Raw genomic sequence first — 19,805 nt, forward strand, 5'->3', positions numbered from 1 at the left:
TCCTATGAACCGAAGGACCCGCCATGACTTCCGCCAACAAGCAGAACACCGGCAAGCAGAACACCGCCAGGCAGAACAGCGCCGCCGCCGCCCGGCGCGCCAAGCTGGAGGAGGCCCGCCGTCAGGAGCGGGCCCGTGAGCGCCGTTCCCGGATCATCACGCTCTCCGTGGGCGTGCTGGTGGTCGCCGGGCTCGTCGTCGGGGGCGGCTATCTGATGAACGCTGCCGATGAGCAGGACAAGGCCGAGGCCCAGGCGAAGACCTCGCCCGTCACCGGTGAGAAGAGCTGGGACAAGCTCACGCAGAACCATGTGGAGAAGACGGTCGACTACCCGATGAACCCGCCGGTCGGCGGCGACCACAACCCGGTGTGGATGAACTGCGACGGTGACGTCTACACCGCGTCCATACCGAAGGAGAACGCCGTCCACTCGCTGGAGCACGGCGCGGTCTGGGTCACGTACACCAGCAAGGCGAAGCCCGCCGACCTCAAGAAGCTGGAGGAGCGGGTGTCGTCGACGCCCTACTCGCTGATGAGCCCGGTGGAGGACCAGGCGGCCCCGCTGATGCTCAACGCCTGGGGCAAGCAGCTCACGGTGAAGAGCGCGGCGGACGCACGCGTCGCGCAGTTCTTCACGAAGTACGTGCAGGGCCCGCAGACCCCCGAGCCCGGCGCCGCCTGCACCGGCGGGATCGCCAAGTGACGGCCGCGCCGCGCACCTCGCGGCCCCTGGTGCTGGCCGGCGGTGCGGTGCTGCTGCTGGCGCTCGCGCTGATCGCCGTCACCTTCGTACGCCCTTCGACGTCGGCGCCCGCGGCGGCGTCCGTGTCCGCGCCGGCCGAGACCTCGGCCGATGTGGGGTTCGCGCGTGACATGGCGGTCCACCACCAGCAGGCGGTCGAGATGGCGTTCATCGTCCGGGACCGCACCTCGGACGAGGCGGTGCGCCGGCTCGCGTTCGACATCATCAACACCCAGGCCAACCAGCGCGGCATGCTGCTGGGCTGGCTGGAGATGTGGGGCCGGGCGAAGAGCTCCCCCGGTCCGCCCATGGCGTGGATGGGGCACACCTTCACCCCGCGTGGTGACGGCGCCCTGATGCCCGGCATGGCGACCGACGCCGAACTGGACGCGCTGCGGGCGGCCAAGGGAAGGGATGCCGAGATCCTGTTCCTGAAGCTGATGACCGCGCACCACAAGTCCGGCGCCGAGATGGCGCAGGCGGCGGCCTCGGCGGCGAAGACCGAGGAGATCAGGAACCTGGCGTCGGGCATGGCCCTGGCCCAGAAGTCGGAGATCGCGCTCATGGCGGACATGCTCAAGGAGCGCGGGGCGTCCGCGTCCTGAGGCGGGCCGGGGCCGGCCGGCCCCGGCCCGGCCCGACCGTACTGGCGTACGGAATCGCATAGGCTCGGGACCGATATGAAGAGCAACCTCACGCCGCTGGGGCCCAAGGCCGACAAGGACACCGTCCGGCGCAGCAATCTGAGCCTCGTGCTGCGGGCCGTCCGCGACGAGGGCGAGGGCGAGGCGACCCGGGCCGGGGTCGCCGCGCGCGTGGGGCTGACCCGGGCCGCCGTGTCCTCGCTGGTCGAGCAGCTGCTCGAAACCGGTTTCCTGACCGAGTCCGGCAAGACGTTCAGCGGGCAGGCCGGCCGCCCCGGGACCGCGCTGAAGACGGCCCGCACGGGGCCGGCCGGGCTCGGAGTCGAGGTCAACATCGACTACGTGTCGGTGTGCGTGGTCGATCTGGCCGGCACCGGCCGGGTCCGCCTCACCGAGCACCTGGACAACCGGGGCACGCCGCCCGCCGAGGTCCTCGCACGGGCCGCCGGGATCGCCGCGCGCACCCTGGACTCGGCGCGGGAGCAGGAGCTGTACCCGGTCGGCGTGGCCCTGGCGCTCCCGGGGCTGGTCTCGGGCGGCGCGGTGCGCCAGGCGCCGAACCTGGGCTGGAACCAGGTCCCGGCCGAGGAGCTGTTCGCCGCCGCGCTGACCGCCGAGCACCCGGGCCACCAGGAGCTGCCGGTCCGCTCGGAGAACGAGGCGAATCTGGCGGCCCTGGCCGAGCTGTGGTTCGGCGGCCTGGAGCGCATCCGCACCTTCCTCTATCTGACCGGCGAGATCGGCGTGGGCGGTGCCCTGGTCATCGACGGCGAGCTGCTGCGCGGGGCGCACGGTTTCGCCGGGGAGATCGGCCATGTGGTGGTGGACCCGAACGGTCCGCAGTGCCGGTGCGGTTCGCGCGGCTGTCTGGAGCAGTACGCGGGACAGGCGGCGCTGCTGCGGGCGGCGGGGGTCGACGAGGGCGGCGGCCTCGGCGTCGCGGAGCTGGAGAAGCGGGTGCGGGCGGGCGACGAGCGGGCGGTCGGCGCGGTCGCGGAGGCCGGGCGGATGCTGGGGCGGGTGCTGTCGGGGGCGGTCAATCTGCTCGACCCGGACGCGGTGGTGCTCGGCGGGATCTACCGGAATCTGATGCCGTGGCTGGCCGGGCCGGCCGACGAGGAGCTGGCGGGCCGGGTCGTGTCCGGGCTCTGGGCGCCCGGCGGGGGCAGGCTGCGCGCGTCGTCGGTCGCGGGGGACGCGGCGCGGGGCGCGGCGGCGCTGGTGATGACGGATGTGCTCGCCGACCCGGTGGCGTACGCGCGTCCCGCGATGGCCTGAGACGTACGGGAGAAGGGGAGAGGGGGGACGCGCTGCGCGTCCCCCCTCTCCCCTTGCCCGTGTGTCAGCTTGCCCGTGTGTCAGCGGACGCCGAGCAGGTGGTCCATCGCCAGCTGGTCCAGGGCCTCGAAGGCCATGCCGCGCTCGGCCGCCGCGTCGACGTCGAACTCCTCGAACGCGGAGCGGTCGGCGAGCAGGCCGGCCACGCCGTCCTCGGCGGTGCGCTGGGCCAGCTCGTCCAGGCGGGAGGCGCGCAGCGCGTCCTGGACGGCCGGGTCGGCACGGAAGGCGGCGGCGCGCTCCTTGAGGATGAGGTAGTTGCGCATGCAGCCGGCGGCGGAGGCCCAGACGCCGTCGTAGTCCTCGGTGCGCGGCGGCTTGAAGTCGAAGTGGCGCGGGCCGGCGTAGTCGGAGTTCTCCAGGAGGTCGACCAGCCAGAACGCCTGGCGCAGGTCGCCGGCGCCGAAGCGGAGGTCCTGGTCGTACTTGATGCCGGACTGGCCGTTGAGGTCGATGTGGAAGAGCTTGCCCGCCCACAGGGCCTGGGCGATGCCGTGCGGGAAGTTGAGGCCGGCCATCTGCTCGTGGCCGGTCTCCGGGTTGACGCCGACCATCTCGGGGCGCTCCAGGCGCTCGATGAAGGCGAGGGCGTGGCCGATGGTGGGGAGGAGGATGTCGCCGCGCGGCTCGTTCGGCTTGGGCTCGATGGCGAACTTCAGGTCGTAGCCCTGCTCGGTGACGTAGTCGCCCAGGAGGTCGAAGGCTTCCTTCATGCGGTCCAGCGCGACGCGGATGTCCTTGGCGGCGCCGGACTCGGAGCCCTCCCGGCCGCCCCAGGCGACGTAGGTGGTGGCGCCCAGCTCGACGGCCAGGTCGATGTTGCGCATGGTCTTGCGCAGGGCGTAACGACGGACGTCACGGTCGTTGGCGGTGAACGCGCCGTCCTTGAAGACGGGGTGCGTGAAGAGGTTCGTCGTGGCCATGGGGACGACGAGGCCGGCCGCGTCGAGCGCCTGGCGGAAGCGCTTGACGATGCCCTCGCGCTCGGTGTCCGAGGAGCCGAAGGGGATCAGGTCGTCGTCGTGGAAGGTGACGCCGTACGCGCCCAGCTCGGCGAGGCGCTGGACGGAGTCGACCGGGTCGATCGCGGCACGCGTCGCGTCACCGAAGGGGTCGCGGCCCTGCCAGCCCACGGTCCAGAGGCCGAAGGTGAACTTGTCCTCGGGGGTCGGTGCGAAGCGTTCCGTCATGGTGGTGCCGCCTTCGGGGCCTGGGTCCGCAGCCGGTCGGGCGGCCGAACCTCAATTTGTTCACTGTCATGACTAATCATGCACGGGCAGCCCTTGCGACGTAAAGCCCCCGGAGCGGAGAGGTCTGCGCGCCGACGCCGCGAACCCGGAACGGGGCCTGTTCCGGGCGGGTTCGATCACGTAATTTGTTTTGCGTACGATCAAATACCAGCGAATGAGGTCAGCCATGCCGCCGCATACCGTCGTCATCGGTGTGGACAGCTCCACCCAGTCCACCAAGGCGGCGTTCACCGACACCGCCACCGGCCGGCTGCTCGCCGTCGGCCGCGCCCCGCACGTGGTCACCGGCGAGGGCGGTGCGCGCGAGAGCGACCCCGAGGTCTGGTGGCAGGCCCTGCGCGACGCGGTCGCGGCCGGGCTGAAGGAGTCCGGGACCGCACCGGCCGACATCGTGGGCATCGCGGTCGCCGGCCAGCAGCACGGCCTGGTGGTCCTGGACGCCGAGGGCCGTCCGCTGCGCCCGGCGCTGCTGTGGAACGACACCCGGTCCGCCCCGCAGGCCGCCGCCCTCACCGCCGCGCTCGGCGGACCGGACGCCTGGACCGCGCGCACCGGGTCCGTCCCGGTGGCCGCGATGACCGCGTCCAAGTGGCAGTGGCTGCGGGAGAACGAGCCGGAGACCGCCGAAGCGGCCGCGGCCGTGCGCCTCCCGCACGACTTCCTGACCGAGCGGCTGTCCGGCCGGGCGGTCACCGACCCGGGCGACGCCTCGGGCACCTGCTGGTACTCCACCGCGACCGGTGCCTACGACCCGGAGCTGCTGGAGCTCATCGGCCTCGACGCGGCGCTGCTCCCCGAGGTGGCGCCCGGCGGCGGGGCCCGGATCGGTTCGCTGACGGAGGCGGCGGCCGAGGCGCTGGGGCTGCCCGCCGGGATCGCCGTCGCGGCGGGCACCGGGGACAACATGAGCGCCGCCGTCGGGCTGGGCCTGGGCGGCGGCGGGCTGCTCGACCACCCGGTGCTGAGCCTGGGCACATCGGGCACGGTCTTCGCGGCGTCCCGGACCCGGCCCGCCTCGGCCGCGCTCTCCGGGTTCGCGGCGGCGGACGGTACGTATCTGCCGCTGGCCTGCACCCTCAACTGCACGCTCGCCGTGGACAAGGTGGCGGCCCTGCTGGGCCTGGACCGCAATGACGCGGCGCCCGGCGGCGAGGCGGTGCTGCTGCCCTACCTGGACGGCGAACGCACCCCGGACCTGCCGACGGCGGCCGGTCTCCTCACCGGACTGCGGCACGACACGACCCCGCAGCAACTGCTCGGCGCCGCCTACGAGGGCGCGGTGGTGACCGTGCTGCGGGCGCTCGACGAACTGTCGCGGGCCTGCGGTCTGGACCCGGCGGACCCCGAGGTGGCGGACCGGCCGCTGCGCCTGATCGGCGGCGGGGCACAGGGGCGCGTGTGGGTGGAGACCGTACGACGGCTGTCCGGGCGGCCGGTGATCGTGCCGGGGGCCGGGGAGCTGGTGGCGCTCGGGGCGGCGGCGCTCGCCGCTTCGGCGGCGACGGGGGCGGACCCGGTCGCGGTCGCGGCCGGCTGGGAGACGGGCGACGACCTGCTCCTGGAGGCGGTGGAGCGGGATCTGACGGCGTGGGACCGGGTCAACTCCGTACTGGAACGGGCAGCGGGTCCGCTGCTCGGTGCGGACCGCCCCGTCTGACCGGCCGTCACGTCACCGCTGTGCGCGCACACAGCGGCAACCAGCCGTTTTGGATAGCGAACTGATGTTCACTAGTATCCGGCGATGATCATAAGAAGAAGGCTGATGGCCGGGGTGGGCATCCTGCTCGCCACCCTGGCCACCGGACTCGGCTCGGCGCTGCCCGCATCGGCCGGCGAAACCCCCACGCAAGCCTCCCCGAAGGTCGAACTGGTCCTCGACGTCAGCGGTTCCATGCGGACCCGTGACATCGACGGCCAGTCCCGGATGAGCGCGGCGAAGCAGGCGTTCAACGAGGTGCTGGACGCGGTGCCGGAGCAGGTGCAGCTCGGCATCCGCACCCTCGGCGCCGACTATCCGGGCGACGACCGCAAGGTGGGCTGCAAGGACACCAAGCAGCTGTACCCGGTCGGCCCGCTGGACCGCACCGAGGCGAAGACCGCCGTGGCCACGCTCGCCCCCACCGGCTGGACCCCGATCGGCCCCGCACTGCTGGGCGCCGCCGACGATCTGGAGGGCGGCGACTCGACCCGCCGGATCGTGCTGATCAGCGACGGCGAGGACACCTGCGGCCCGCTCGACCCCTGCGAGGTCGCGCGCGACATCGCGGCACGCGGCATCCACCTGGTCATCGACACGTTGGGCCTGGTGCCCAACGCCAAGATCCGCCAGCAGCTCACCTGCATCGCCGAGGCCACCGGCGGGACGTACACGGCCGTCCAGCACACCGATGAACTGTCGGGCCGCGTGAAGCAGTTGGTGGACCGGGCGGCGGAGCCCGTCGTCACCCCGGTCGCCACCAAGGGCGCCGACAGCTGCACGGACGCGCCCGAGCTGAAGCCGGGCCTCTACACCGACCGCGAGAAGTTCGCCGAGCACCGCTGGTACCGGGTCGAGGTGAAGCCCGGTCAGGAACTGCGCGCCTCGGTCAGCGTGTTCGCCGACCGCGCCGTCAACAACGACTACGGGATGCTGCTGCGCGCGGTGACCACGCACGGCCGCGAGATCGTCCGGGGCTCCGAGTCCGGGACGGGGCGCACCGACGCCATCTCGTCCGGGCTGCGCTACCCGAAGCCCGAGCAGGACGAGGACGGGCAGACCCCGGAGACCGTGTGCCTCCAGGTCAGCAACGCGTTCTCGGCCCCGGCCTCGGTGAAGACCGCTCCCGGCATGCCGCTGGAGCTGACCGTCGACGTGGTGGACGCGCCCGACGAGGCGGCGGACGTCGCCGCGTTCGGTCTGGGCCACGGCTGGTGGCTGCTGGGCCTGCTCACCCTGACCGGCCTGATCGTGGGTCTGCTCTTCGGCTGGATCTCACGCTGGCGCATCGCTGTCTGGAGGACCCGCTGATGTCCCGTACGAGACGTGTGCTCGCGGGCGCGCTGCTGACCGGCCTGACCCTGCTGACCGGGGCGGCGTCCGCCGTGGCCGACGACGCGTCGCCGAGCCCGAGCGCTTCCGGTGACGCCTCGGGTCCCACGGAGGCCGGCACCACCTTCCGTACCGCCACGGCGCTCCAGCAGGGCGAGACCGCCACCGCCGGGGCGTCGACCGGTGACTACCTGTACTGGGTCTTCCCGGCCGACGCCGGGCAGCGCGCCACGGTGACCGCGAAGGTGACGCTGCCCGAGAGCGCCACCCGGCACGGGGCGCAGACCTGGCAGGTCGACGTGTACGACGGGCTGCGCCGCCGCCAGGCGTGCGTGTACGGCAAGCAGACCGGCACCGCCGCGACCGACGCCGCCACGGTCGAGCTGACCTGTGTGCTGCGCACCGTCCGCGCCAACGCCGAGCCGTGGGCCAACGACCCGCTGCCGGGCAGCTACTACGTGCGCCTCACGGTCCTGGACCTGGCCCAGGCGGACCTCGGTCTGCCGGTGCGCACCGAGGTGGAGGTCAACTCGAAGGACCAGGGCGGGTCCGCCGACGTGGACGGCGGTCTGTCGAAGCCGCTGGTCCCCGGGGTCTCCTCGGCCGAGCAGGCCTCGGACGACGCGGACGGCACCGACGCCTCCGCCGAGCCGGTCGCGCTCGCCGGGGAGCCCGAGGACGGCTGGTCCTCCGGCTGGTGGACCAGCCGCTGGCTGTGGACGGCCGGGGGTGGCGTGCTCGCCGCCCTGGCGGGCGTCTTCGGCTACTCGGTGACCCGCGGCCGGGGCCGCCCGTCCCATGTGCCGCCGGGCGCCTGACGGTGTGCCGCACGCCGGACCGGTCCCCGCTCCGGGGGCCGGTCCGGCGGCGTTTCAGGCACGGTCCGCGAACGCGCCGCCCTCCCCGAAGGCCAGCGCCGCGAAGCGGTCGGCCATGCGGAGGTGGGTGGCGGCGTCGGGGTGGAGGGCGTCGGGGAGGGGGAGTTCCTCCGTGTCCGCTTCGCCGTACAGTTCGCGTCCGTCCAGGTAGTGCAGGTGCGGGTCCTCGGCGGACCGCCGCTCCACCAGGCGGGCCAGTTCGTCGCGGATGACGCGGAGCGTCAGCTTGCCGGTGTCCTGGTCCGCGGGATCGCCCATCGCCGCGAAGCGGACCCGGCCCTCGCCGAGGCCGCTGAAGTCGGGCACACTCGGGCCCGGGGTGTCCTCGTGGATGGGGCACAGCACGGCCGACACCACCAGGAGCGGGGTCTCCGGGTGGCCCTCGCGGAGGGTGTCGAGGAAGCCGTGCACCGCCGGGGCGAAGGCGCGCACGCGCATCACGTCGGCGTTGACGAGGTTGATGCCGATCTTGACGCTGATCAGGTCCGCCGGGGTGTCCCGCATCGCGCGGGCCGTGAACGGGTCGAGCAGGGCGCCGCCGCCCAGGCCCAGGTTGACCAGTTCGACGCCGCCGAGCAGCGCCGCACGCGCGGGCCAGGTGGTCGTGGGGCTCGCCGCGTCGGAGCCGTGGCTGATCGAACTCCCGTGGTGCAGCCACACCTTGCGGCCGGGGGCCGGGGCGGGCGTGACGGGCGCGTCGGTGTGCAGGGCGACGACCTCGGTCCGTTCGTTGTACGGGAGCCAGACCTCGACGTCCTTCTCGCGGTCCGGGAGCCCGTCGAACCGTACGGACCCGACCGGGCCGCTACGGAACCGGGTCGACCCGGTCGTCATGTCGACGTCGAGGACGTTGCCGCCGGTTGCCGAGCCCTGCGCCGCGAGGACGCCGTCCACCAGCAGGTCGTACACGCCGCCGGGCCTCGGCGGGACGCCCTGGTAGACGGTGCGGGTGCGCCGCGCCTCCAGTTCCACCACCGTGGCCCTGGTCCGGAAGGTCAGCCGCACGCCGGAGGGCTGGGCCTCGGCCAGGGCGATCTGGCCGTCCGGGGCCTGGGCGCGGGCGGCGGCGGGCAGGCGGTGCGGGAGCAGCCCGGCGTCGGTGCGCTCCACGTCGAGCGCGCCGCGCAGGAGGGCGGGGGTGACGGGGGTGGTGAACGGGAGGGGGGTGGGCGTGTCGGTGCTCATGGCTCCACTCGCTGGGGTCGCGGGTTGCGGTCGTGCGGTGTTACGCCTGCCCCGGCGCGGGCCAGTTGCGCAGGAGGGCGTCCAGCGCGTCCAGGGTGCGGCTCCAGGATTCCTGCGAGTCGGGGGCGCTGTGGCTGAAGCCGCCCTGGGCTTCCAGGCTGACGAATCCGTGGAACACGCTGCCCAGGAGCCGTACGGCGTGCGTCTGGTCCGGCTCCGTCAGGTCGTAGCCGCGCAGGATGGCCCGGGTCATCCGCGAGTGCCGCGGACCGGCGCCGGCGGCCGCCGCTTCGGGATCCAGCTTCAGCTGGGCCGCCGCGTAACGGCCGGGGTGCTCGCGGGCGTAGTCCCGGTACATGTCACCGAGGGCGCTCAGCGCGTCCTTGCCGGCCCGTCCGACGAGGGCGGCGGCGCCCCGGTCGGCCATCTCCTCCAGGGCGAGCAGGGCGATCCTGGTCCGCAGGTCCTGGGAGTTCTTCAGGTGCGAGTAGAGGCTCGCGACCTTGACGTCGAACCTGCGGGCGAGCGCCGAAACGGTCACCTGCTCGAAGCCGACCTCGTCGGCCAGCTCGGCGCCCGCCCTGGTCAGGCGTTCGGCGGTCAGCCCCGCGCGCACCATGGTCGCCTCCTTGTCCCGGGGGGACCATCATGCGCCTGCCTAAGGATTTTAGGCAAATACAAAAGGGCTCAAGGCACACCACCTGCCCGCGGCACGTTGCCGGATCGATATGTCTGTTTTATCGCCGCGAATCCGGCAAACAGCTCAGACTGTCAGAGACTGTCGCCCACCGGCTTCAAGGGGAGAAACACCATGCGTCTGCGCACCGCTCTCACCACCGCCGTCGTCACCGCGGCCGCCGCCACGGCCCTGGCCGCCCCCACCGCCTCGGCCGCGACCGCCCCCTGCCGGGAGCGGGACCTCCGCGTCTCCGCCGGGCCCGGCGGCTCGCAGAACACCGCCCGGGTCTCCGTGGTCAACGAGGGCGGCCGGGCCTGCGCCGTGGACCGCATCCCGACGGTCACCTTCCGGGGACTGGACGGCTCGGCGCAGCCCGTACCGGCGGCGACGAGCGGGCCGTACGTGCTGTCGCCGGGCGAGCACGGCTACGCGGCCGTGCGGACGGCCGCGCCGGACACGGCAGGGGGCCATGTCGTGCGCAGCCTGTCCGTGGCGGCGGACCCGGCGCACTACGGGGTGACCTTCGCGGCACCGGCCGTCGGCATGGCGGACGGCATCCGGGTGTGGGAGCCGGTGACGACGCTCTGGCACGCCTCGCGGGGCGCGGCGGACCGGGCACTGGCGGAGGGCACGGGCTGAGGGGACGGGGCGGTCCGCTCGGACCGCCCCCGCCGTCGTTCACGCCCCCCGCACCGTCACCGTCCCCCGCCCCTCCCCCGTCGCGCCCGTCGCCTCGGTGACCACGCGGTACGGGCGGTCGATGCGTGCGGAGGTGACGGTCAGGGTGTCGCCGTCGCGGGTCACCCGGAAGGTGGCGGCGGTGGCGCCCGCGTGGTCCGGCACGGTCACCTCCGTACCGTCGGCCTCGCCGAACACCCGCAGGGTGAGCCCGTCCAGCCAGTCGCCGTCCGGGCGCCGGTCGTCGCCGCCCCAGGGCAGGACCGCGCCGGGGCGGACGAGAACCGGGAGGCTGTCGAAGCCGTGGGTCTCGTGGCGCCAGGCGGGGCCGGTGACCGTCTCGCCGGTGAGCAGGTGGGTCCAGGTGCCCTCGGGGACGTAGTACTCGACCTGCCCGTCCTCCGTGAAGACCGGGGCGACCAGGAGGTCGGGGCCGAGCATGTACTGCCGGTCCAGCACGCGGGTGGTCGGGTCGTCCGGGAATTCGAGGAGCATGGGCCGCATCACCGGAACACCGGTGCGGTGGGCGGTGGCGGCGGCACCGTAGAGGTACGGCATGAGCCGGTGCTTGAGGAGGGTGAACTTCCGGGCGACGTCCACCGCTTCCTCGCCGAACTCCCACGGCACCCGGTAGGACACGTTGCCGTGCAGCCGGCTGTGCGAGGAGAGCAGGCCGAAGGCGAGCCAGCGCTTGAAGACGGCCGGGTCCGGGGTGCCCTCGAAGCCGCCGATGTCATGGCTCCAGAAGCCGAAGCCGGAGAGCGAGAGCGACAGGCCGCCGCGCAGGGACTCGGCCATCGCCGTGAACGAGGCGAAGCAGTCGCCGCCCCAGTGAACGGGGAACTGCTGGCCGCCGGCCGTGGCGGAGCGGGCGAAGAGGACGGCCTCGCCGTGGCCGCGCTCCTTCTCCAGGAGTTCGAAGACCGTCCGGTTGTAGATCTGCGCGTAGTAGTTGTGCATCCGCTCGGGGTCCGAACCGTCGTGCCAGACCACGTCGGTCGGGACGCGCTCGCCGAAGTCCGTCTTGAAGCAGTCGACGCCCTGGTCGAGCAGCAGCCTCAGCTTGCCGGTGTACCACTCGCGCGCGGCGGGGCTGGTGAAGTCGACCAGGGCCATGCCTGGCTGCCAGAGGTCCCACTGCCAGACGTCGCCGTTGGGGCGGCGGACCAGATGGCCGAGTGCGGCGCCCTCCGCGAACAGCGCCGACTTCTGGGCGATGTACGGGTTGATCCACATGCTGATGCGCAGCCCGCGTTCCTTGAGCCGGGCGAGCATGCCCTCCGGGTCGGGGAAGACGTCCGGGTCCCAGAGGAAGTCCGACCACTGGTACTCGCGCATCCAGAAGCAGTCGAAGTGGAAGACGGAGAGCGGGATGTCGCGCTCCGCCATGCCGTCGACGAACGAGGTGACGGTCTCCTCGTCGTACGAGGTGCAGAAGGACGTCGTCAGCCACAGGCCGAACGACCAGGCCGGCGGGAGCGCCGGGCGGCCGGTGAGCGCGGTGTAGCGGGCCAGCACCTCCTTGGGCGTCGGACCGGCGACGATGTAGTACTCCAGCGACTGGTCCTCGACGCTGAACTGCGCCTGCCCCACGGACTCCGAGCCGAGCTCGAAGGAGACCTTGCCGGGGTGGTTGACGAAGACGCCGTAGCCGCGCGAGGAGAGGTAGAACGGGATGTTCTTGTAGGCGAGTTCGCTGCTGGTGCCGCCGTCCGCCTGCCAGATGTCGACGCTCTGGCCGTTCTTCACGTACGGGGTGAAGCGCTCACCGAGCCCGTAGATGTTCTCGCCTACGTCCAGCGCGAGTTGGGCGATCATGTGGTGGGTGCCGTCGGGGGTGGTCGCGAAGGCGGTGCCCTTGGCGTCGGCCCCGGTCAGACGGCGCCCTTCGGCGTCGAGGAAGGCGAGGCCCCAGGGGCCGTCGGCGTCCATGCGCAACGTCAGCGGCCCGCTGGTGAGTTCGGTGACGGAGCCGTCCTGCCGGGTGCGGGCGCCGGAGCCGGCCGGGTCGAGCCCGGGAAGGGCGAAGTCCGGGCCCCGGTGCGCCTTTCCGGCGTGGTGCGTGGTGCGGACGCCGATGATCCCCTCGGCCGGGGAGAAGCAGTCGACGGTGATGAGCGGGGTGTTGAGGGTGTCGCCACGCGCGGCCACCCGTTTCACCGCCGCGTACGCGGTGAACCGGTCGGCGCCGACGCGCAGATCGCGGATCTCGGTCGCGTAGGAGGCGCGTACGCCCTCACGCATGAGCCAGAAGCCGTCGGTGAACTTCATGCGGACTCCTTGCCGGGGGCATCGGAAGGGGGAACGGGGAGGCTGCGGTATCTCACGCGCCGGTCCCGGTGAAGCCGAGCCGGGCCAGCCGGACCGTGCCGCGCAGGGCGACGCGCAGGTCGCCCGTGCCGGAGGCGGTCAGGCCGGCGCGGACGGTGCGGTGGTCGTACGGTCCGTCCGTGGCGGGCACCGGGACGGTGACGGTGGAGCCGCCGACGGTGATCAGGACGGCCCCCTCGCCGGAGGCAAGGACCTCGACCCCGCTCGCCCCGGCGCCGAAGTCACAGCGGCGGTACAGGAGTTCGTTGGTCCCGGCGGTGGCGGTGACCGCGTCGCCGTGCGTCTTCGCCCGGTCCACGATCGCGGTGCCCAGCTGCTCGTCGTAGTCGGCCGCCTCCAGGCCGTGGACCAGGACCGGGCGCGGCCCGGCCGGTTCGCCGTCGACGGTGACGACCGCGACGCCACGGATGTCCGCGCTGGACGCACCCGCCTGGATCTCGTACGCGCCCGGCTCGACGGTCCAGCGGCCGTGCGCCACGTCCCAGTGGCCCAGCTCCTCCACCGGCACGGTGAACACGACGCGCTCCGCCGCCCCGGGTGCCAGGTGCAGCCTGCGGTGCCCGACGAGCTGGCGCAGCGGCCGGGGTACGGACGGGGCCACGGCCCGTACGTACAACTGGGCGACCTCGTCGGAGGCGACGGAGCCGGTGTTGGTGACGTTCACCGAGACGTGCAGCAGCTCGCCCTCGCGTACGGCGGTCAGGTCGCTGTACGTGAAGTCGCTGTAGGTGAGCCCGTGGCCGAACGGGTAGAGCGGGGTGCCGTTGTAGTAGAGGTAGGTCTGCCGCGAGCCGATGATGTCGTAGTCCAGCAGGCCGGGCAGCTCCGCGTCGGAGGCGTACCAGGTCTGCGGGAGCCGCCCGGCCGGGGAGACGTCGCCGGCGAGGACGCGGGCCAGCGCGGTGCCGGCCGCCTGGCCGCCGTGCGCGGTCCACAGCAGCGCGGGCAGCGTGGCGGCCGCGTCGGACAGGGCGTACGGGTAGGCGGAGGTGACCGCCAGGACGGTGCGCGGGTTGGCGGCGTGCGCCGCGCGCCAGAGGCGTTCCTGCTGGGCGGGCAGGTCGAGAGTGGCGCGGTCCTCGGTTTCCCGGCCGTTGATGTGCGGGTCGTTGCCCGCCACCACGATCACGGTGTCGGCGGCAGCGGCGGCGCGGGCGACGGCGTCCGCACCGCGCTCGGTCACCTCGATCTCGAAGACGGTGCCGGGGGCGGCGGAACTTTCCTCGTCCGGGGCGGCAACCTTTACGCCGTCGGCGGCGACTGAGACATACCCACCCGTTCCGATGTGCAGAAGGCGGTGACCGCCGGTATGACCTTCCACCGCCTCCCACCGGAAGGTCTCCTGGACGATCCAGCCGCCCGGCTCGTCCGCCGAGGCGCGTACATGGCCGTCCTCGGCGACCGAGAGGTAGCGGCCTCCCGGCTCGCGCAGGGTGAGCACACCACCGCCCCAGTCCACGAGCGCCAGCTCCGACGGGGTGTCGGCGCAGGTCAGCGGCGGCAGGTCGGTGCGGCCGGCGAGCAGCGCCGGGTCGAGGGCGCCCTCCGCGCCCCGCGCCGCCTCCCCGGCCGGGTCCGCCTCGGGGATGTGCAGCCAGCCGTCCGCGCACTTGAGGCGGACCAGGTCGGCGCCCTCGGCGTGGATGACGCGGTCCGCGCCGAAGCGCTCGCGGAGTCCGTCGAGCGGGGTCGAGCGGTGGATCAGGGTGCCGCTGTACCAGTCGAGCTTGCAGGCGTCCGCGAGGAGTCCGACGACGGCGACGGTCCGGCCGGTGTCCGGGGCGAGCGGCAGCAGCCCGTCGTTCTTCAGGAGCACGACGGCCTGTTCGGCGGCCTCCAGGGCGAGGGCACGGTGCGCCTCGGTGTCGAGCGCGCCGGCGTCCGCGTACGGGTCCAGTCCGGGGTCGAACTCGCCGAGCGCGAAGCGCATATGGAGGAGGCGGCGGACGGCGGTGTCGATGTCCTGCTGGTCGAGGAGCCCGCGCTTCAGGGCGCCCTGGATGCGGGCGGTCATGACGGAGGAGTCCTGGCCGTGGTCGGTGAAGCTGTCGACGCCGGCGCGCAGGGCGGCGGCGGTCGCCTCCTCGTGGGTGTCGAAGTAGTGCTCGGAGTCGACCAGGTTGGTGGGTGCGCCGGCGTCGGAGCAGACGGCCAGGGACTGTCCGGTCCAGCTGCGCAGCTGCTCCGAGAGCAGCGGCGACACATGGTTGGGGCGCCCGTTGACCAGGTTGTACGCGGGCATCACCCCGGCCACCGCGCCCGCGCGGACGGCGTCGCGGAAGGCCCTGAGGTCGTATTCGTGCAGCACCCTCGGGCGGACCGAGGAGGACGAGGTGGCGCGGTCGGTCTCGTTGTTGTGGGCGAGCCAGTGCTTGAGGACGGGCGCGGTGCGCCAGTAGTGCGGGTGGTCGCCGCGCAGTCCCCGGGTGTACGCGACGGCGATGGCGGAGGTGAGCCCGGCGTCCTCGCTGTACCCCTCCTCGCCGCGCCCCCACAGCGGGTGGCGCAGCAGATTGACGGTGGGGGCCCAGACGTTGAGCCCGACCCGGTCGTCTTGGGCGCGCTTGGTGCGGACCTCGTCGCCGACGGCCTCGCCGATGCGGCGGACCAGGTCGTCGTTCCAGGTGGCGCCGAGCCCGACGGCCTGCGGGAAGACCGTGGCCTCCCCCATCCAGGCGACGCCGTGCAGGGCCTCCTGGCCGGTGCGGAAGGCGGGGAGCCCGAGCCGTTCGACCGCCGGGGCGAACTGGTGCAGCATCGCGACGCGCTCGTCGGGGGTCAGCCGCCGGAGCAGGTCGTCGACGCGCTCCGCGAAGGGCAGTCGCGGGTCGCGGAAGGGCTGCGGTTGTTCCGTCACGTGCGGGTCCTTCGTCAAAGGTGGGAGGTAGGGCGGTGCCGGCGCGTCGTGCGGGCCACGGAGCAGCCTCGGACGATCTTTCGAAGCGCTTCGATGCTCAACGGCCGACCCCGCGCGTGTCAAGGCCCCGTCCTCACCCTCTCCCGCCTGCGCCCCTTCGTCGCACCGAAGGGGAAGGGAGGGCAGGTCCGAGGAATCTGCAAACGGACTCTTGTGCGACCGAGACCCTTCACTTAACCTCGCTGCAACATCGAAGCGCTTCGACAGAGCTTCGACCGACTTGCGAAGGGGCGCCCTCGCCCCTGTTTCCCCGGGACGGCGACACCGTAGGACGCCTCCCTGTTGAACCGCTGCACCTGGTGCGCCTCGAAGGGTTGACGCAATGACGCCGAATTCCTCCCCCTCCCCCTCCGCCCCGAGCCGGAGAAGCTTCCTCGCCACGGGCGCGGTGGCGGCCGTCGCCGTGGCCGGCGGGGTGCCGCTGCTCGCCTCGTGCGGCGGTTCCGGCTCCGGCGCCGGGAGCAAGGAGGGCACGACCACGGGCAAGGCCCTGAAGAAGGTCGTGCCGAGCTATGTACCGCTCAACCTGGTCCAGCCCGACGTCCCCGGCGTCAACGGTTCGAGCCCGGGCTTCACCAAGCTCCCCGACCCGCTGGTGGTCTCGGTCAAGTCGGTGCCGGGCAAGGGCTCGGCGTTCCGGGTGATGACCCCGCTGTGGGGCACGGTCCCGAAGAAGAACAACCCGTACTACACGGCCGTGAACAAGGCGGTCGGGGCGACGCTGAACTTCGACCCGCAGGACGGCAACACGTACCAGGACAAGATCGGTGCGGTCCTCGCCGGCTCGGACATCCCGGACGTCATGACGATCCCGGGCTGGAACATGCAGGGGCAGATCCGCAACGCGATCACCGCGAAGTTCGCCGACCTCTCCCCGTATCTCGCGGGTGACGCCGTCAAGAAGTATCCCAACCTGGCCAACATCCCCACCGGTGCCTGGCAGTACTCGGTCTTCGGCGGCAAGCTGCGCGGCCTGCCCATGCCGACGCCGGTCATCGGCAACGCGATCTTCTACCGCAAGGACCTGACCGGTTCCGGCGCCGTCCCGGCGAGCGCAGACGACCTGCTGGCCTTCGGCAAGGAGTACACGGCCCCCAAGAAGAAGGTGTGGGCCTTCGACGACCTGTGGACCTGCATCCAGAAGATATTCGGGCTGCTCCCGGACGCGCCGCACTACTGGCAGCTGGAGAACGGCAAGCTGGTCCACAAGATCGAGACGCAGGCGTACCGGGAGGCGCTGGCCTTCGCCCGCAAGCTCCACGACGGCGGGTACGTCCACCCGGACGCCGAGGCCAACAAGGACGCCGACGCGAAGATCCGCTTCACCGGCGGACACGTCGTCATGTACAACGACGGCACCGGCGGATGGAAGGGCATGGTCACCGAACAGGCCGCCGCCAACCCGGAGTTCGACATGCAGGCACTGGACTTCTTCCACCACGACGGCGGCGAGCCGGTGCTGTGGCAGGACGACCCGGCGGGCATCTTCACCTTCCTGAGCAAGAACCTCTCCAAGGAGAGGATCCAGGAGTTCCTCGCCATCGCCGACTACGCGGCCGCGCCGTTCGGCACCGAGGAGTTCATGCTCACCAACTACGGGGTGAAGGGCACCCACTACACGATCAAGGACGGCACCCCGACGTACACCCCGCAGGGGGTCGAGGAGGCGCAGCCGTCCACGTTCCTCTTCGTGGCCTCGCCGCCCACCTCGATCGCCTACCCGGACCAGCCGCAGCTGGCCAAGGACTACGCGGGCTGGATGGCGCGCCAGGCGCCGCACATCAAGAAGCCCCTCTTCTTCGGCATGCAGGTGGTCGAGCCGCAGCGCTACGCCTCGCTCTACACCCCCTTCGACGACCTCCAGAAGGACATCCGCCGGGGCCGCAAGAAGGTCGCCGACGTCGAGGACGCGGTGAACACCTGGAAGAAGAGCGGCGGCGACAAGCTGCGCGACTGGTACCAGGACATTCTCGACAAGAACGGCTCCGGCAACTGACGCGCACAGAGGCGGAGTTGGGGGCCGTCGGGCACACGCAGCCCGGCGGCCGGGGTCAGGAGCACGACATGGGGAGCACAGGGTGAAGGCACGGGCCACGGTCGCGGCCGCCCCGGACCGCACCGCCGCCGGGGCGAGCGCGCCGGCCGGCGGGAGCGGCGCCGGGGACGGCGACGGCGGGGATACGAGGAGCGCCGGCAGGACGCGAGCCGGGGGCGTTCCCGGGCGCCGCGGGCAACAGGGCGGGATCACCTGGCGGCAGCGGCTGCGGCGCGACCGCACGCTGATCCTCATGACGATGCCGGCCATCGCGCTGCTGCTGATCTTCAACTACATCCCGCTGCTCGGGAACATCGTGGCCTTCCAGGACTACGACGTGTACGACCTGGGCATCACGGGCAGCCCGTTCGTCGGGTTCGACAACTTCACCCGGATCTTCGAGGACTACCGCTTCTGGGAAGTCCTCGTGAACACGCTGGTCATCTTCGTGACCCAGCTGGTCCTGTTCTTCCCGATCCCGATCGCCATCGCGCTGCTGCTCAACACGATCATGAGCACCCGGGTCAGGGCCTGGGTGCAGGCGGTCGTCTATCTGCCGCACTTCTTCTCCTGGGTGCTCGTCGTCACCGTCTTCCAGCAGATGTTCGGCGGCGCCGGACTGGTCGCCCAGTGGCTGCGTGAGCACGGGCACGAGGGCTTCGACCTGATGACCGATCCGGGCTTCTTCAAGTTCCTGGTCAGCGCGCAGGCCGTGTGGAAGGACGCCGGCTGGGGCGTCATCGTCTTCCTGGCCGCGCTCGCCGCCGTCAACACCGATCTGTACGAGGCCGCCGCCGTCGACGGGGCCGGCCGCTGGCGCCGCATGTGGCACGTCACGCTGCCCGCGCTGCGCCCGGTCATCGCCCTGCTGCTCGTCCTGCGGGTGGGCAGCGCGCTCAATCTGGACTTCGAGCAGATCCTCCTCCAACGCGACCAGGTGGGCGCGGGGGCCTCGGAAATCCTGGACACCTACATCTGGTGGACGGGCATCAAGACCGGCGACTTCGGCTACGCGGCCGCCGCCGGGATCTTCAAGGGACTGTTCAGCGTCGCCATGGTGCTGGGTGCCAACAAGGTCGCCCACATGCTGGGCGAGCAGGGGGTGTACTCCAAGAAATGACAACTCTCCTGGACCGGCGGGCGGACCCGGCGCCCCCCACCGAGACACGCCTCCAGCGCGCCCTGCGCATCGAACCGCGCCCCGTGTGGGAGGAGGAGCCGACGAAGGCCGGCCTCGCCTTCAAGGGCTTCGGGCTCGTCGCGATCTGCGCGGTCATCGTCGTCCCGATCTGGGTCGTGCTGGTGACCAGCCTCTCCGACACCCGGACCATCAACGACGCGGGCGGCCTGGTCGTCTGGCCGAAGCACCTCACGTTCGTCGCGTACAAGGAACTGCTGAGCGGGGGTGCGGTGACCCGCGCCGCCGCCGTCAGCGTCGGCCTGACCGTCGTCGGCACGGCCGTCAGCATGGTCGTCTCGATCCTCTGCGCGTACGGGCTCAGCCGCCGCGACTCGTACGCGCACCGCCCGCTGCTGATGACGCTGATGGCGACCATGTTCTTCGGCGCCGGGCTCATCCCGACGTATCTGCTGGTCACCGGGATCGGGCTGAGCGACAGCTACTGGTCGATGATCCTGCCGAGCGCGATCAGCGTGTTCAACGTGCTGGTGCTGCGCGGCTTCTTCATGGACACCGCGCCCGAACTCATCGACGCGGCCCGCATCGACGGGGCCGGCGAGTGGCGCATCCTGCTCCAGATCATCATGCCGCTGTCGCGCGCGGTGATCGCCGTGATCTCGCTGTTCTACGCGGTCGGCTACTGGAGCCAGTGGTTCAACGCGATGCTCTACATCCAGGACAGCGACAAGTACCCCCTGCAGATGATCCTGCGTCAGCTGGTCCTCCAGCACCAGGTGCCGCCGGGCGCGATGGGCGCGGCCGTCAGCAGCGGCCAGATCAACAGCCTCGCCGTGCAGATGGCGGTGATGATCCTGGCGCTGATCCCGGTCGCGGTGCTGTCGCCGTTCGTCCAGAAGCACTTCCAGAAGGGCATGCTCACCGGCGCCGTGAAGGGCTGACCGGCCCCGCCCGGGTGTCT

At 72.1% G+C, this 19,805-nt stretch carries 15 protein-coding genes; 10 read left to right on the top strand and 5 right to left on the bottom strand.

Annotation, left to right across the window (positions count from 1 at the left end; all coding sequences use genetic code 11):
• Window positions 1-23 precede the first annotated feature (23 nt).
• The 3 genes from ACFZAT_RS09445 to ACFZAT_RS09455 all read left to right on the top strand — a co-directional run bounded on the left by ACFZAT_RS09445 (window position 24) and on the right by ACFZAT_RS09455 (window position 2,665).
• Entirely contained in the window at window positions 24-704 is a 681-nt protein-coding gene (locus ACFZAT_RS09445; protein ID WP_391262366.1) for a DUF3105 domain-containing protein, read from the top strand.
• The gene (locus ACFZAT_RS09450) at window positions 701-1,348 is read left to right on the top strand and encodes a DUF305 domain-containing protein (RefSeq protein ID WP_391262368.1); all 648 of its coding nucleotides are present in this window, start codon (window positions 701-703) and stop codon (window positions 1,346-1,348) included. The genes ACFZAT_RS09445 and ACFZAT_RS09450 overlap by 4 nt, the downstream gene beginning before the upstream one ends.
• Before the next feature lie 75 nt (window positions 1,349-1,423).
• Window positions 1,424-2,665 (top strand): ROK family protein, encoded by a 1,242-nt coding sequence (locus ACFZAT_RS09455; RefSeq protein WP_391262370.1) that lies wholly within the window; start codon window positions 1,424-1,426, stop codon window positions 2,663-2,665.
• Between the two features lie 80 nt (window positions 2,666-2,745).
• Here the strand turns inward: ACFZAT_RS09455 and xylA are convergent, their stop codons facing one another.
• Complete coding sequence (gene xylA / locus ACFZAT_RS09460) at window positions 2,746-3,915, bottom strand: xylose isomerase (RefSeq protein WP_391262371.1); 1,170 nt, start codon at window positions 3,913-3,915, stop codon at window positions 2,746-2,748.
• Between the two features lie 226 nt (window positions 3,916-4,141).
• Between xylA and xylB the strand changes: the two genes are divergently transcribed.
• From xylB to ACFZAT_RS09475, 3 genes are all read left to right on the top strand, one after another.
• Entirely contained in the window at window positions 4,142-5,632 is a 1,491-nt protein-coding gene (gene xylB / locus ACFZAT_RS09465) for a xylulokinase (RefSeq protein ID WP_391262373.1), read from the top strand.
• An 84-nt stretch (window positions 5,633-5,716) separates the two neighbouring features.
• A complete protein-coding gene (locus ACFZAT_RS09470; protein ID WP_391262375.1) occupies window positions 5,717-6,982 on the top strand; it encodes a VWA domain-containing protein in 1,266 nt (421 codons plus the stop codon).
• Window positions 6,982-7,821 (top strand): hypothetical protein, encoded by an 840-nt coding sequence (locus ACFZAT_RS09475; RefSeq protein ID WP_391262376.1) that lies wholly within the window; start codon window positions 6,982-6,984, stop codon window positions 7,819-7,821. Before ACFZAT_RS09470 ends, ACFZAT_RS09475 begins: the two co-directional genes overlap by 1 nt.
• A gap of 54 nt (window positions 7,822-7,875) precedes the next feature.
• On the opposite strand, the gene ACFZAT_RS09480 is transcribed toward ACFZAT_RS09475, so the two are convergent.
• Both ACFZAT_RS09480 and ACFZAT_RS09485 read right to left on the bottom strand, forming a co-directional pair.
• Entirely contained in the window at window positions 7,876-9,066 is a 1,191-nt protein-coding gene (locus ACFZAT_RS09480; RefSeq protein WP_391262378.1) for a GDSL-type esterase/lipase family protein, read from the bottom strand.
• 40 nt (window positions 9,067-9,106) lie between these two features.
• Window positions 9,107-9,685, bottom strand: coding sequence for a WHG domain-containing protein (locus ACFZAT_RS09485; RefSeq protein WP_391262380.1), 579 nt, complete (start codon window positions 9,683-9,685; stop codon window positions 9,107-9,109).
• 192 nt (window positions 9,686-9,877) lie between these two features.
• On the opposite strand from ACFZAT_RS09485, the gene ACFZAT_RS09490 reads away from it, so the two are divergent.
• Window positions 9,878-10,384, top strand: coding sequence for a DUF4232 domain-containing protein (locus tag ACFZAT_RS09490; protein WP_391262382.1), 507 nt, complete (start codon window positions 9,878-9,880; stop codon window positions 10,382-10,384).
• Between the two features lie 39 nt (window positions 10,385-10,423).
• Here the strand turns inward: ACFZAT_RS09490 and yicI are convergent, their stop codons facing one another.
• Window positions 10,424-12,694 (bottom strand): alpha-xylosidase, encoded by a 2,271-nt coding sequence (yicI, locus tag ACFZAT_RS09495; protein WP_391262383.1) that lies wholly within the window; start codon window positions 12,692-12,694, stop codon window positions 10,424-10,426.
• Between the two features lie 52 nt (window positions 12,695-12,746).
• Window positions 12,747-15,611, bottom strand: a complete 2,865-nt coding sequence (locus tag ACFZAT_RS09500) for a glycoside hydrolase family 3 C-terminal domain-containing protein (RefSeq protein ID WP_391262385.1) — start codon at window positions 15,609-15,611, stop codon at window positions 12,747-12,749.
• Between the two features lie 448 nt (window positions 15,612-16,059).
• Between ACFZAT_RS09500 and ACFZAT_RS09505 the strand changes: the two genes are divergently transcribed.
• From ACFZAT_RS09505 to ACFZAT_RS09515, 3 genes are all read left to right on the top strand, one after another.
• The gene (locus ACFZAT_RS09505; RefSeq protein WP_391262773.1) at window positions 16,060-17,667 is read left to right on the top strand and encodes an extracellular solute-binding protein; all 1,608 of its coding nucleotides are present in this window, start codon (window positions 16,060-16,062) and stop codon (window positions 17,665-17,667) included.
• A gap of 82 nt (window positions 17,668-17,749) precedes the next feature.
• The gene (locus tag ACFZAT_RS09510; RefSeq protein WP_391262387.1) at window positions 17,750-18,826 is read left to right on the top strand and encodes an ABC transporter permease subunit; all 1,077 of its coding nucleotides are present in this window, start codon (window positions 17,750-17,752) and stop codon (window positions 18,824-18,826) included.
• Window positions 18,823-19,785 carry an ABC transporter permease subunit gene (locus ACFZAT_RS09515; protein WP_391262389.1) on the top strand — a complete coding sequence of 321 codons (963 nt, stop codon included), beginning with the start codon at window positions 18,823-18,825 and terminating at the stop codon, window positions 19,783-19,785. The genes ACFZAT_RS09510 and ACFZAT_RS09515 overlap by 4 nt, the downstream gene beginning before the upstream one ends.
• Window positions 19,786-19,805 lie beyond the last annotated feature (20 nt).

The sequence above is a fragment of the Streptomyces sp. NPDC008163 genome (assembly GCF_042956885.1).
In the GTDB taxonomy this organism is placed as follows: Bacteria; Actinomycetota; Actinomycetes; order Streptomycetales; family Streptomycetaceae; genus Streptomyces; species Streptomyces drozdowiczii_A.